General features: G+C 69.5%; 12 protein-coding genes. 2 read left to right on the top strand and 10 right to left on the bottom strand.

Translation table 11 applies throughout. The features are described from left to right. Nucleotides 1–6: 6 nt before the first annotated feature. The 10 genes from tenA to J3S89_RS10885 all read right to left on the bottom strand — a co-directional run bounded on the left by tenA (nucleotide 7) and on the right by J3S89_RS10885 (nucleotide 9,713). Nucleotides 7–672, bottom strand: coding sequence for a thiaminase II (gene tenA, locus J3S89_RS10840; RefSeq protein ID WP_217927552.1), 666 nt, complete (start codon nucleotides 670–672; stop codon nucleotides 7–9). Nucleotide 673: 1 nt separating this feature from the next. Then, nucleotides 674–1,036 (bottom strand): HesB/IscA family protein, encoded by a 363-nt coding sequence (locus J3S89_RS10845; protein WP_230489071.1) that lies wholly within the window; start codon nucleotides 1,034–1,036, stop codon nucleotides 674–676. Nucleotides 1,037–1,053: 17 nt separating this feature from the next. Next, complete coding sequence (locus tag J3S89_RS10850) at nucleotides 1,054–1,440, bottom strand: SUF system Fe-S cluster assembly protein (protein WP_217927553.1); 387 nt, start codon at nucleotides 1,438–1,440, stop codon at nucleotides 1,054–1,056. A 20-nt stretch (nucleotides 1,441–1,460) separates the two neighbouring features. After that, on the bottom strand, nucleotides 1,461–2,693 hold the full coding sequence (locus J3S89_RS10855; RefSeq protein ID WP_217927554.1) for a cysteine desulfurase: 1,233 nt from the start codon (nucleotides 2,691–2,693) through the stop codon (nucleotides 1,461–1,463). Beyond that, nucleotides 2,690–4,018 (bottom strand): Fe-S cluster assembly protein SufD, encoded by a 1,329-nt coding sequence (gene sufD, locus J3S89_RS10860; RefSeq protein ID WP_217927555.1) that lies wholly within the window; start codon nucleotides 4,016–4,018, stop codon nucleotides 2,690–2,692. The genes J3S89_RS10855 and sufD overlap by 4 nt, the downstream gene beginning before the upstream one ends. A gap of 10 nt (nucleotides 4,019–4,028) precedes the next feature. Beyond that, a complete protein-coding gene (sufC, locus tag J3S89_RS10865) occupies nucleotides 4,029–4,784 on the bottom strand; it encodes a Fe-S cluster assembly ATPase SufC (protein WP_217927556.1) in 756 nt (251 codons plus the stop codon). Nucleotides 4,785–4,846: 62 nt separating this feature from the next. Beyond that, complete coding sequence (gene sufB, locus J3S89_RS10870; protein WP_217927557.1) at nucleotides 4,847–6,316, bottom strand: Fe-S cluster assembly protein SufB; 1,470 nt, start codon at nucleotides 6,314–6,316, stop codon at nucleotides 4,847–4,849. 118 nt (nucleotides 6,317–6,434) lie between these two features. Continuing rightward, a complete protein-coding gene (locus tag J3S89_RS10875; protein ID WP_217927558.1) occupies nucleotides 6,435–7,592 on the bottom strand; it encodes a cysteine desulfurase family protein in 1,158 nt (385 codons plus the stop codon). 130 nt (nucleotides 7,593–7,722) lie between these two features. Continuing rightward, nucleotides 7,723–7,890, bottom strand: coding sequence for a hypothetical protein (locus tag J3S89_RS10880; protein ID WP_217927559.1), 168 nt, complete (start codon nucleotides 7,888–7,890; stop codon nucleotides 7,723–7,725). 203 nt (nucleotides 7,891–8,093) lie between these two features. Then, the gene (locus J3S89_RS10885; protein WP_217927560.1) at nucleotides 8,094–9,713 is read right to left on the bottom strand and encodes an FMN-binding glutamate synthase family protein; all 1,620 of its coding nucleotides are present in this window, start codon (nucleotides 9,711–9,713) and stop codon (nucleotides 8,094–8,096) included. A gap of 229 nt (nucleotides 9,714–9,942) precedes the next feature. Between J3S89_RS10885 and J3S89_RS10890 the strand changes: the two genes are divergently transcribed. Together J3S89_RS10890 and J3S89_RS10895 are read left to right on the top strand one after the other, a co-directional pair. Beyond that, on the top strand, nucleotides 9,943–11,187 hold the full coding sequence (locus J3S89_RS10890; RefSeq protein ID WP_217927561.1) for a metallophosphoesterase family protein: 1,245 nt from the start codon (nucleotides 9,943–9,945) through the stop codon (nucleotides 11,185–11,187). Between the two features lie 4 nt (nucleotides 11,188–11,191). Next, nucleotides 11,192–12,889: an AAA family ATPase gene (locus tag J3S89_RS10895; RefSeq protein WP_217927562.1), complete on the top strand. Its 1,698-nt coding sequence runs from the start codon at nucleotides 11,192–11,194 to the stop codon at nucleotides 12,887–12,889. The last annotated feature ends 53 nt before the right edge of the window (nucleotides 12,890–12,942 follow it).

Raw genomic sequence — 12,942 nt, forward strand, 5'->3', positions numbered from 1 at the left:
GACCGTTCACGCCGCGCCGGCGAGCCCCATCGACCAGAAGTCCGCCTCGAGCAGGCTCGCCTGGGCGAAGATCGCGGCGCAGTCGGAAAAGCGCGCCTCGGTCAGCGAGCGCTCCGCCAAGCGATCGAGATGGGCCCGCGCCTCGCGCGCCACCTCCTGGTAGCCCTCGCCGGCATATTCGGCGATCCATTCGGCATAGGGGTTCGAGGGGTCGAGCGCTCCGGGCCGCATCGCGAGCCTCGCGGCGATCTCGGCATAGCCGACGATGCAGGGCGCCAGCGACACATGGAGATCGAGGAGGTCGCCGCGCATGCCGGTGTCGAGCACGAAACGGGTATAGGCGGTGGTGGCGCGATGCTCCGGCGTCGTCTCCAGAACCTCGAGCGGGATCCCGCGCCGCTCGCACAGCCGCACGTGCAGATCCATCTCCACGTCGAGGATCGCCGCGAGCCCCTTCTGCGCCGCCCGCATCTCCACGAGATCGCGCCCCTTGAAGACGGCGAGCGCATAGGCGCGCGCGAACTGGATCAGAAACAGCCAATCCTGGACGAGATAGGTCCGAAACGCCGCCTCCGGCAGCGTGCCCCTGCCGAGCCCGGCGACGAAGGGATGGTCGACATAGGCCGCCCACGCTTGCGGGTGAGCGGCCTTCAGACGGTCGAAGAGGTCCATCTCAGAGTTTCGCCGGCTCGATCGAGACCGATTCGCCGCAGCCGCAGGCCGAGATCTGGTTGGGATTCTCGAACACGAAGGTCGAGGCCATCTTGTCCGTCTTGAAGTCGACCGTGGTGCCGAGCAGATAGAGCGTCGCGGCCGGATCGACGAAGACCTTGACCCCGTCGACGTCGACCACGTCGTCCTTGGGATCCGCCGTCTCCACCATCGCAAAATGGTAGGTCATGCCGGCGCAGCCGCCCTTCTCGAGGCCGAGCCGGAGGCCGGCCAACGGCGTCGAGGAATTGGCGATGATCGAGCGGACCCGGTCCACCGCCGCCGGTGTCAGCTTGACCACGGGCATGTCGCCGAAGAGACCCATGTCGTTCTCCTTCTCGCTCAATACATGTCGAGCGCGATGCGCGCTTCGTCGGACATGCGGCTCTGATCCCACGGCGGATCGAACACCATGTTGACGGTGACCTCGTTGATGCCGGCGACCGCGCGGATCGCGTTCTGCACCCAGTCCGGCATCTCGCCGGCGACCGGGCAGCCCGGCGCGGTCAGCGTCATGTCGACCGCGACGTTGCGCTCGTCGTCGATGTCGACCTTGTAGATCAGACCGAGCTCGTAGATGTCGGCCGGGATCTCCGGGTCGTAGACGGTCTTCAGCGCGCCGATGATGTCCTGCGTCAGCCGCGCCAACTCCTCCGGCGGGATCGCCGATCCGCCCGAGGTCGCGACCTGGGAGGGGCCGGCGGAGAACTCCGGTGCCGTGGCTTCCATGGGTGTCTCACTCCTTCCCGTCAGGCGAAGAACGATTGCGCCTTGACGAGCCCTTCGACCAGACGGTCGACCTCGTCGCGGCGATTGTACATGGCGAAGGACGCACGACAGGTGGAGGTCACCCCGTAGCGCTTCAAGAGGGGTTGGGCGCAATGCGTGCCCGCGCGCACCGCGATACCGTAGCGATCGAGGATCGTCGCGACGTCGTGGGCATGCGCGCCCTCGACTTCGAAGGAGACGATCGCCCCCTTGCCCGGCGCCGTCCCGAACACCCGCACCGAGTTCAATTCGGCGAGCCGCGCCTGGGCATAGGCACCGAGATCGGCCTCGTGGGCGGCGATCCGCTCGCGGCCGATCGTCAGCATATAGGTCAGCGCCGCGCCGAGACCAGCGGCCTCGACGATCGGCGGCGTGCCCGCCTCGAAACGATGCGGCGGCTCGCCGTAGGTGACGAGATCCTCCGTCACCTCGCGGATCATCTCGCCGCCACCGAGGAAGGGCGGCATCGCCGCGAGCAGCGCGTGACGCCCGTAGAGCGCGCCGATGCCGGTCGGCCCATAGAGCTTGTGGCCGGTGATGGCGTAGAAGTCGCAGCCGATCGCCCGCACGTCGACGGGCATGTGCACCGCCGCCTGACTGCCGTCGACGAGGGTGAGGATGCCCCGCTCCCGCGCCATCCGGCAGATCTCGGCGACCGGCACCACCGTGCCGGTGACGTTCGACATCTGGGTGATCGCGACGATCTTGGTCTTCGGCCCGAGCAGCTTCTCGAACTCGTCGAGGAGGAACGAGCCGTCCTCGGCGATCGGCGCCCATTTCAGCACGACGCCCTTGCGCTCCCGCAGGAAGTGCCAGGGCACGATGTTGGCGTGATGCTCGAGGATCGACAGCACCACCTCGTCGCCCTCGCCGAGCCCTTGGCCGAGCGAGGAGGCGACCAGATTGATCGCCTCGGTCGTCGACTTGGTGAAGACGATCTCGTCGGTCGAGGCGGCGTTGAGGAAGCCGCGCACGATCTCGCGCGCGCCCTCGTAGGCCTCGGTCGCGGCGTTGGCGAGGTAGTGCAGGCCGCGATGCACGTTGGCATAGCGGTGCTGCATCACGTCGACCATCTCGTCGATGACGACCTGCGGCTTCTGCGCCGAGGCGCCGTTGTCGAGATAGACCAGAGGCTTGCCGTAGACCGTCGTCGACAGGATCGGGAAGTCGCGGCGGATCGCCTCGACGTCGTAGGGGGGAAGAGGAGCGTTCATCGCGCCACCCTCCCGTCGATCCATCCGTCGAGCTCCGCCTCGATCGCCTCGCGCACGCCCTCGTGGGCGATCGCGTCGGTGACCTCGCCGAGGAAGGCGCGGATCAAGAGCCTCTCGGTCTCGGCAGCGGGAATGCCGCGGCTCATCAGATAGAACTTCAGCGTGTCGTCGATCTCCGCGACGGTGGCGCCGTGCGCGCAGGCGACGTCGTCGGCGAAGATCTCGAGCTCGGGCTTGGCCATGGCTTCGGCGCGCGGCGACAGCAGTACCGCATGCGCCCCCATCCGCCCGTCGGTGCCCTGCGCCGTCTTCTCCACCCGGATCTTGCCCTGGAAGACCGACTTCGCCTCGCCGTCGATCGCCGACTTGTAGAGTTCGCGGCTGACCGCGTTCGGCCCGACGTGAGTGACGAAGAGGGTCGCGTCGGCATGGGCGCGATCGGCGATCAGCGTGGCGCCGCGCGTGGTCAGGTCGCACGCCTCGCCGAGACGGGCGAAGATCTGGGTGCGGGCGAGCTTGGCCCCGAGCGTGATCACCGAATGGTCGAGCACCGCCTTCTTGCCGAGCGACAGCGCCAGCGAGGAGAACCGCGCCGCCTGATCACCCTCCTTCTGCCGGTCGGTCCACGCGACCGTCGCCCCCTCGGCGAGGGTCAGCTCGGTCAGCGTATGGGCATGAAATTCCAGATCGTTCGGGCTCTGATGGCTCTCGATCACCTGGAGCGACGCCCCTGCCCCGACCTCCACCGCATGGCGGACGAAGGCCGAGACGGACGCGCCCGAGGAGAGATGCCGGATCTCGAGCGGCCGCGCCGCCACGGCGCCCGGCGCCACCCGGACCACCAGCCCGTCGCCGTAGAAGGTCGTGGCGAGCCCCACCAGCGGATCGCTCTCCGCCGTCACGTCCGCGTCGAGCCGAGCGCCGAGCGCGGCGAGCACCTCGTCGCCGGTGGCCAGCGCCGCCGCGATCGAGGTCACGCTCACGCCCTCGCCGAGCCCGGAGAGATCGGAGAGATCGGCCATGAACCAGCCGTCGACGAAGACCGCCCGCGCCGCGTCGACGGCGGCGAAGACGTCCGCGCTCACGCGGGTCTTGGCGGAGGGACGCGGCGCCGGCGGCGGCGCGCTCACCATCAGCGAGCGCAGATCGGTGAAGTGATAGGCCTCGACGCGGCGATGCGGCAGGCCCTCGGCGGCGAAGCGCGCGAAGGCGCCGGCGCGCGGACCGATGTCGCCGGGAAGCGCCGAGGCCATCGCCTCGAACGCCTGCTCGAGATCGGTTTCGGCGCGGGTCCTGCGTCTCTGGGGAGCGGTGGCGATCGTCATCGTCGCCTCCTCACGCCGCTTCGTCGGCGAAGTCGGCATAGCCCTTCGCCTCGAGTTCCAGCGCCAGATCCGGCCCCCCGGTCTTGACGATCCGCCCCTTGGAGAGGACGTGCACCACGTCCGGACGGATATGGTCGAGCAGACGCTGGTAGTGGGTGATGACGACGAAGGCGCGATCGGGCGAGCGCAGCGCGTTGACGCCCTCCGAGACGACCTTGAGCGCGTCGATGTCGAGGCCGGAATCGGTCTCGTCGAGGATGCAGAGCTTCGGCTGCAGGATCGCCATCTGCAGGATCTCGTTGCGCTTCTTCTCACCGCCGGAGAAACCGACGTTGACCGGACGCTTCAACATGTCCTGGGTGATCTTGAGCTTGCCGGCCTCGGTGCGCACGAGGCGCATGAAGTCCGGCGTCGACATCTCGCCTTCCCCACGCGCCTTGCGCTGCGAATTGAGCGCCGCCTTCAGGAAGGTCATGTTGCCGACACCCGGGATCTCGACCGGATATTGGAAGGCGAGGAAGAGGCCGTTCGCGGCCCGCAGCGCCGGGTCCATCTCGAGGATGTCGACCCCGTCGAGCGTCGCCGTGCCCTGCGTGACCCGGTAGCCGGGCTTGCCGGCGAGCACATGGGAGAGCGTCGACTTGCCGGCGCCGTTCGGCCCCATGATCGCGTGGACCTCGCCCGCCTTCACGGTCAGATCGAGCCCGCGCAGGATCTCGCGGCCATCGGCTTCGATCTCGGCATGGAGATTCTTGATTTCGAGCATGGAAATATCCCCTCGGGGAACGGCGCCGGGCGCCGAGGATGATGAAACGAGCGGCGGAGCGATCAGCCCACCGAGCCCTCGAGGCTGACGCCGATCAGCTTCTGAGCCTCGACGGCGAACTCCATCGGCAACTGCTGCAAGACCTCGCGGACGAAGCCGTTGACGATCAGCGCCACCGCCTCCTCGGTCGGAAGACCGCGCGAGATGCAGTAGAAGAGTTGATCGTCGGAGATCTTCGAGGTGGTCGCCTCGTGCTCGACTTTGGCCTTGGGGTTGCCGCTCTCGATATAGGGCACGGTGTGCGCGCCGCAGTCGTGGCCGATCAGGAGACTGTCGCAATTGGTGAAGGAGCGCGCCCCGTCCGCCTTGCGATTGATCTTCACCTGGCCGCGATAGGTGTTCTGCGACTTGCCGGCGGAAATGCCCTTGGAGATGATCCGCGAGGCGGTATTTTTGCCCAGATGGATCATCTTGGTGCCGCTGTCGACCTGCTGATGGCCGTTCGACACCGCGATCGAGTAGAACTCGCCCTGCGAGCCGTCGCCGCGAAGGATGCAGGACGGATATTTCCAGGTGATCGCCGAGCCGGTCTCCACCTGGGTCCACGAGATCTTCGAACGGTCGCCGCGACAGTCGCCGCGCTTGGTCACGAAGTTGTAGATGCCGCCGCGTCCGTCCTTGTCTCCGGGATACCAGTTCTGGACGGTGGAATATTTGATCTCGGCATCTTCCATGGCGACCAGTTCGACCACCGCCGCATGCAGTTGGTTCTCGTCGCGCTGGGGCGCGGTGCAGCCCTCGAGATAGCTCACGTAGGAGCCCTTCTCGGCGATGATCAGGGTGCGCTCGAACTGGCCGGTCTTCTTCTCGTTGATCCGGAAATAGGTCGAGAGCTCCATCGGACAGCGCACCCCTTCCGGGATCCACACGAAGGAGCCGTCGGAGAAGACCGCCGAATTGAGCGTCGCGTAATAGTTGTCGGAGGTCGGAACCACCGTGCCGAGATACTTCTTCACGAGATCGGGATACTCGCGCATCGCCTCCGAAATCGAGCAGAAGATGATGCCGACCTTGGCCAGTTCCTCACGGAAGGTGGTGACCACCGAGACCGAATCGAACACCGCGTCGACGGCGATCCTCGCCCCTTCGACGCCGGCCAGAACCGCCTGTTCCTTCAAGGGAATGCCGAGCTTCTCATAGACCCGGATCAGTTCCGGATCGACCTCGTCCAGGCTCTTCGGCCCGGCCGTGCTCTTCGGCGCGGCGTAATAGTAGAGGTCCTGGAAGTCGATCGGCGGATAGTGCACCCGCGCCCAGGTCGGCTCCTCCATGGTCAGCCAACGCCGATAGGCGTCGAGCCGCCATTCGAGCATCCACTCGGGCTCGTTCTTCTTGGCGGAGATGAACCGGACGATGTCCTCCGACAGCCCCTTGGGGGCCATGTCGGACTCGATCGCCGATTCGAAACCGTACTTGTACTGGTCGACGTCGATCGCCCGGACCTGGTCGACCGTTTCCTTCACTGCAGCCATGACGTTCTCTCTTCGCAGCGCGGGGTCAAGGTCCGCGGGTTCGAGAATCCGGTATTCCAGTCTTCCACGCAAGTGACCACCGGAAGGGCCACCCGCGCGTCGATCATGACCGCGCCGATCATGACCGCGTCAGTCGCCCGATCACCCGCCTCGCCACCGCCACCACCCGCTCGAGATCCGAGACGGAGGTGTCGAAACCGAAGGACAGGCGAATCGCGCCCCGGGCGTAGTCCTCGCCCACCCCCATGGCTTCCACCACGTGGCTGGCTCCGACCTTGCCCGACGAACAGGCGGACCCGGCCGAGATCGCCACCCCTTCGAGATCGAAGGCGATGACCGCCGTCTCGGCCGATGCGCCCCGAATCGCCACCATGATCGTGTTGGCGAGACGCGGGGCACCCGTTCCCAGAACTTTCACATTGGAAGATATAGAACGCAACTCCCCTTCCAACCAGTCCCTTCGCGCGGTGAGATCCGCAATTTCACGTAGTCGCTCACCCGCAATCGTCGCCGCAGCGCCGAAGGCGGCGATGCCGGGCACGTTCTGAGTGCCGGCGCGGCGCCGGGATTCCTGCCCTCCGCCGACGAGGAGCGGCGCCGGGACGATCTCCGGATTGCGGGATATCAGCGCGCCGCACCCCGGCAGACCGCCGATCTTGTGGGCCGACAGCGACATCATGTCCACGTCGAGCGCCGGATCGTCGAGCCGGATCCGCCCGGCGCCCTGGACCGCGTCGCAGTGGATCACTGCGCCGCGCGCCCGCGCGATCCGCGCCACCTCGGCGATCGGCTGGATCACGCCCGTCTCCGAATTCGCCAGTTGCACCGAGACCAGCGCCCGCTCGCCCGCCGCCGCGAGCGCCGCGAGCCGCGCCTCGAGCACGTCGAGCCGGATCCGCCCGTCGCCGTCGACGGCGATCGTCTCGACCCGCTCGGCGGCGAAACGCCCACCGGCGAGCACCGAGGGATGCTCCGTCGCCCCGATCAGCAGTCGATCGAGCCGGATCTCGCGCGTCCCCTCGCGCATCAGCGGCGACAAGGCCGTGACGTTGGCCTCGGTCGCGCCGGAGGTGAACACCACGTTGGCCGCCGCCGCGCCGGCGAGGCGCGCCACCGCGCGGCGCGCGTCCTCGACCCGCGCTCGCGCCGCCCGCCCCTCGAAATGGACCGACGAGGCGTTGCCCCCGGCCCGCGCCGCGTCGTTCGCCGCCGCGAGAGCGGCGTCGAGCACCGGCGCGCCGGCGTTGTGATCGAGGTAGAGACGGGTGATGGTCATGACGGCGAGCGGCTGCCCCGAACGACGAAGGCGCCCGATCGCGCGACCGAGCGCCCTTCCATGCCACGCCCGCGAGCCCGGCGCAAAGCCTCCCCACCGATCCGGCGAGACCCGCCGCCCGCGACGACGGTCAGTCGAAGGCCGCGCCCATTTCGCCGTCGCGCACCCAAACCTTGTGGGCCGGGCGGCGCTCGCCGCGATCGAGCAGGCGCAGTTCGAAGATCGGCGGCACCACCACCGGCCCGGGGAACTTCAACCGCGCCCCCTTGCCCGTGAGATCGCGAACGATACAGTCCATCGACGAATATCCGCCCGCGAACACCACGCTCGCCCGCAACAGACTGCGGCGACGACTTTCGCGGCGACGGTCTTCAGAGGTCCCCGACATGGCGAATGCTCCCACCGGCGACGAAGTTTCGGCTCGACGAGGGTTCATCATACGCTCGCCCGCGCCCTCCCGCCACGACGAGACCTCCACGTGGTGAACGAAGGTCCTTCGCCTCACGGCGCGAAACGATCCGCCCGCGCCATCGCCCAGGCGTCGCGGAAGCGCCGATCATTGGTGCCGACCACCAGCTCGCCGTGCGACAGCGCCGGATAGAGCACGTCGAAGCCGATCGATTCGTAGGCCGAGACGCGCCGGGTGAAATGGACCGGCATGAAGCGGTTGGGATGATCGAGCCCCGCCGCCCCGGTCAGTTCGGCGAGCGCGTGGACGGTGGAACGGTGGAAATTCGCCACCCGCTCGCGCTTGTCGGCGACCACGAGCGCCCGCCCGCGCGTCGGATCCTGAGTGGCGACGCCGACCGGGCACTTGTCGGTGTGGCAGCTCTGCGACTGGATGCAACCGACCGCGAACATGAAACCGCGCGCCGAATTGCACCAGTCGGCGCCGAGCGCCATGGCGCGGGCGATGTCGAAGCCGGTGATGATCTTGCCCGAGGCGCCGATCCGGATCGATCCGCGCAGGCCCGCGCCCACCAGCGCGTTGTGGACGAAGTCGAGCCCGTCGCGCAGCGGCAGGCCGAGATGGTCCATGAACTCCATCGGCGCCGCGCCGGTGCCGCCCTCCTTGCCGTCGACGACGATGAAGTCCGGCAGGATCCTCGTCTCGAGCATCGCCTTGACGATGCCGAGGAATTCCCAGGGGTGGCCGATGCAGAGCTTGAACCCGGTCGGCTTGCCGCCGGAGAGGTCGCGCAGCGAGGCGACGAACTCGAGCAGACCGATCGGCGTGGAAAAGGCCGTGTGCGCCGCCGGCGAGATGCAGTCGACGCCCGTCGAGACGCCTCGCGTCACCGCGATCTCGTGGCTGACCTTGGCTGCCGGCAGCACCCCGCCGTGGCCGGGCTTGGCGCCTTGGCTGAGCTTGATCTCGATCATCTTGATCTGCGGATCGGCGGCGGTCGCGGCGAATCGATCCGGCGAGAACGACCCGTCGCCCTCGCGCGCGCCGAAATAGCCCGACCCCAGCTCCCAGACGAGATCGCCGCCGCCCTCGCGATGATAGGGCGAGACGCCGCCCTCGCCGGTGTCGTGATAGAAGCCGCCGTCCCGGGCGCCGGCGTTGAGGGCGCGGATCGCGTTCGCCGACAGGGCGCCGAAACTCATCGCCGAGATGTTGAAGACCGAGGCGTCGTAGGGGTGGGCGCAATCGGGACCGCCGACGGTGATCCGGAGATCCTTCGGATCGACCTCGGTCGGGGCGAGCGAATGGCGGATCCACTCGTAGCCTTCCGCGTAGACGTCGTATTGGGTGCCGAACGGCCGCTTGTCGAGTTCGCGCTTGGCGCGCTGATAGACGACGGCGCGCTTGTCGCGCGAGAACGGCATGCCGTTCTTCTCGTCCTCGAAGAAATACTGCCGCATCTCCGGCCGCATCTCCTCGAGCAGGAAGCGCAGATGCGCCGAGATCGGATAATTGCGCAGCACCGCGTGTTTCGTCTGGATCACGTCCCAGATGCCGAGCGCCGTCAGCCCCGCGAAGAGCGCCAGCGGCAGGCCGATCAGCCACGGCATCGAGGGATGGGCGATCAGGAGGCCGGCGCAGAGGACGGTCGCCGACGCCGCCACCGTGAGCGCGATGTAGCGCGGCGAAAACGCGAGACTGAAGAATGACATGCCGTGCTTTCCTCTCGCCAGCCGCCCGCGCGCCGCGCGACGATCTCCGCGCGCGTCGGGTCCGGCGGCCGCGACTCGGTCGGTCCTCGACCCTCGCCGCGCAGTGTGAAGGTCGGACGTCGCCGCGTCACGCGCGAGCCTCGCCGGACGTGCGGGCGCCGCGCGGAGGGAGTAGGCTCTCGCCGACTCGTCCGCCCGCGTCCCCAACACGCTCGAGGGAGCCACCCGCGTGATCCGCCTCCTCCACACCGCCGACTGGCATCTCGGCCAATCGCTGATGGGCTGGTCGCGCGAGGAGGAGCACGACCGCGCCCTCGCCACACTCCTCGATCTGGCCGAGGCGCGGGACATCGACGCCCTGATCGTCGCCGGCGACGTCTTCGACACCCAGAACCCGAGCGAGAAGGCCGAGCGGCTCTTCTTCCGCACCCTGGTGGCGCTGCGCCGCCGCCTGCCGCACGTGGTGGCGGTGGTGCTCGCCGGAAATCACGATCCCGCCGGCCGCATCGAGGCCCCCCATCCGCTCCTCGCCGAACTCGGCGTCCACGTCGTCGGCCGTATCCGCCGCCGCGACGGCGCCGTCGACCTCGACCATCACCTCCTGCCGCTCGTCCCGCGCGACGGCGGCGCCACCGTCCACCTCCTCGCCCTGCCCTATCTCGGCCCGGCGAGCCTGCCGCCGATCGACCGCCGCTCGGAGGAGCCGGGATCGCCGGTGGTGCGCGCCGTCCGCGCCTTCCATGAAGAGACGATCGCCGCCGCCCGCGCCCGCATCGGCGACGCGCCGCTCGTCCTGACCGGCCATCTGACCGTCGGCGGCGGTCTGGAATCGGAGGGCGCCGAACGGCGCATCCTGGTCGGTGGCGAACACGCGGTGCCGCCCGATCTCTTCCCCGACGATCTCGCCTATGTGGCGCTCGGCCACCTCCACCGCCCCCAGGCGATCGGCCGCCCCACGATCCGCTATTCCGGATCGCTCTTCCCCCTCTCGGCGAGCGAGCGCGACTACGACCACGGCGTCTCCCTGGTCGAGATCGAGGCCGGCGCCACCCGGGTCGAACATCTGTCGATCCCTCACCCGGTGCGGTTCCTGCGCCTGCCGGCGCGCGGATCCCTGCCGCTCGAGGCGCTCGACGCGGCGCTCGCCGATCTCGCGCTCGATGTCGAGACCCCGCTCGACCTGCGCCCCTTCGTCCAGCCGGTGATCCGCCTCGACGGCCCAGCTCCCGGCCTCAAGGCCGATCTCGATCGCATCGCCGGCGCCCATCCGATCCGCCTCGTCGGCCATCTGGTCGACCGCCCGTCGGCCGACGAGACGGCGACGCGCCTGCCCGAGAGCGTCGATCTCGCCGACGTCGCCCCGGCCGATCTCTTCGCCCGCGCCTTCGCCGTCGAACACGGAACGCCGCCCGAACCGGCCCATCTCGAGGCCTTCGCCCGCCTCGCCGAGGCGGTGGAGAGAGGGGAGGACTGAACTCATGCGGATCCTCGCCATTCGCGGCGCCAATCTCGCCAGCCTCGCCGAACCCTTCGCGGTCGAGCTCGCCACCGAGCCGCTCGACGCCGCCGGCCTCTTCGCCATCACCGGCGAGACCGGCGCCGGCAAGTCGACCCTGCTCGACGCGCTCTGCCTCGCCCTCTACGGTGAATTCCCCCGCCTCGGCGGCGGCTCCGATCAGGACCTGCCCGACGTCGCCGATCAGACCGTCAAGGCCAAGGACCCCCGCAACATCCTGCGGCGCGGCACCGGCTGGGGTTGGGCCGAAGTCGACTTCCTCGGCCTCGACGGGCAGCCCTATCGCGCCCGCTGGACCGTCAACCGGGCGCGCGGCAGACCCGGCGGCCGGCTCCAGGCGGTGACGCGCCATCTGGTGCGCCTCGGCCCCGACGCGGCGCCGATCGAGACCGTCGCCGAGAAGGCGACCGCCGTGACACGGGCGGTCGAGGCGCGGACCGATCTCACCTACGACCAGTTCCGCCGCACCGTCGTCCTCGCCCAGGGCGAATTCGACGCCTTCCTGCGCGCCGACGAGCGCGAGCGCGCCGATCTCCTCGAGAAGATCACCGGCACCGAGATCTACGCCCGCCTCTCCGTCGCCGCCTTCGAGGCCGCCAAGACGGCGCGCGAGGCCCTCCTGCGCGCCCGCGAGCGCCGCGACGCGGTCGGCTTGCTCGCCCCGGAGGTACGCGCCGAGAAGGAGGCCCGTCGCGGCCTGATCGCCGGTGAACTCGCCGCCATCGACGCCCGCCTCGCCGGCGCCGCCGCCGCGATCGCCGCGCTCGACCGTCTCGACCGCGCCCTCGAACGCGCCGACGCGGCGGAGGCCGCCGCCCGCGCCGCCGACGTCGCCCTCGACGAGGCCGGCGCCGATCGCGACCGCCTCGCCGCCGTCGATCGCGCCCGCGCGCTCCGCCCGGTCTTCGACACGCTGCGCAAGGCCCGCCGCGCCGAGGCCGGCGCCGTCGAGGCCCTCGCCGAGGCGATGGAGCGGCTGAAGACCGCCACCCCGCGCTACCGCGACGCCGAGATCACCCGCAACGCCACCCTCGCCGCATTGAAGACCGTCGACGAACGCATCTTCCTCCTGAAGCCGGTCTGGGACACCGCCGCCAAGCTCGACGAGCGCGTCGCCGGGGCCCGCCGCCTCGTCGCCGAGGCCGAGATCCCCTTCCGCGAAACCGAGGCGGCCGTCGCCCGGTGCCGGGCCGAATGCGACGCCGTCACCGCGCGCCGGACCGAGACGCTCGCCGCCCTCGCCCGCCTCACCGCCGAACGCGACCGCCATCCCGAATTGGCGCCGATCGTCGAGCGCTGGGAGACGATCGCCGAGAAGCTCGCCGAACGCGCCCGCGTCTCCGACGCCGCCCGCGAGGCCGGCGCCCGCGCCGCCGAGGCCGCCGAGGCCCGGACCGAGGCGAACGCCCGCCTCGCCGCCCTCGACGGCGCCGAGGAGACCCGCCGCGCCACCCGCGCCGAGGCCGAGGCGACGCTCGCCGCCGCTCGCGAGGCGCTGATCGCCCTGCGCGACGAGGAGGCCCGCGCCCGCGACGACGCCCTCGCCCGCCTCGCCGCCCGCGCCGCCGAGGTCGCGCCCCTCGTCCGCGAGGCGAGACGGACGTCGATCCAATCGAGCGTGCGCACGACCTTGCGGATGCGTTGGCCGGTGATGTCCTGAAACGAGCAGGCCTCGAAGATCACCATGACCTTGTCGTCGACCAGCGCCTTGTA

The sequence above is a fragment of the Pinisolibacter aquiterrae genome (genome assembly GCF_019160155.1).
Classification (GTDB): domain Bacteria; phylum Pseudomonadota; class Alphaproteobacteria; order Rhizobiales; family Ancalomicrobiaceae; genus Pinisolibacter; species Pinisolibacter aquiterrae.

What these genes read in the sequence shown, in the direction of transcription:
- tenA (WP_217927552.1), bottom strand. Translation starts at nt 672, where the DNA reads ATGGACCTCTTCGACCGTCTGAAGGCCGCTCACCCGCAAGCGTGGGCG.
- J3S89_RS10845 (WP_230489071.1), bottom strand. Translation starts at nt 1,036, where the DNA reads ATGGGTCTCTTCGGCGACATGCCCGTGGTCAAGCTGACACCGGCGGCG.
- J3S89_RS10850 (WP_217927553.1), bottom strand. Translation starts at nt 1,440, where the DNA reads ATGGAAGCCACGGCACCGGAGTTCTCCGCCGGCCCCTCCCAGGTCGCG.
- J3S89_RS10855 (WP_217927554.1), bottom strand. Translation starts at nt 2,693, where the DNA reads ATGAACGCTCCTCTTCCCCCCTACGACGTCGAGGCGATCCGCCGCGAC.
- sufD (WP_217927555.1), bottom strand. Translation starts at nt 4,018, where the DNA reads ATGACGATCGCCACCGCTCCCCAGAGACGCAGGACCCGCGCCGAAACC.
- sufC (WP_217927556.1), bottom strand. Translation starts at nt 4,784, where the DNA reads ATGCTCGAAATCAAGAATCTCCATGCCGAGATCGAAGCCGATGGCCGC.
- sufB (WP_217927557.1), bottom strand. Translation starts at nt 6,316, where the DNA reads ATGGCTGCAGTGAAGGAAACGGTCGACCAGGTCCGGGCGATCGACGTC.
- J3S89_RS10875 (WP_217927558.1), bottom strand. Translation starts at nt 7,592, where the DNA reads ATGACCATCACCCGTCTCTACCTCGATCACAACGCCGGCGCGCCGGTG.
- J3S89_RS10880 (WP_217927559.1), bottom strand. Translation starts at nt 7,890, where the DNA reads ATGGACTGTATCGTTCGCGATCTCACGGGCAAGGGGGCGCGGTTGAAG.
- J3S89_RS10885 (WP_217927560.1), bottom strand. Translation starts at nt 9,713, where the DNA reads ATGTCATTCTTCAGTCTCGCGTTTTCGCCGCGCTACATCGCGCTCACG.
- J3S89_RS10895 (WP_217927562.1), top strand. Translation starts at nt 11,192, where the DNA reads ATGCGGATCCTCGCCATTCGCGGCGCCAATCTCGCCAGCCTCGCCGAA.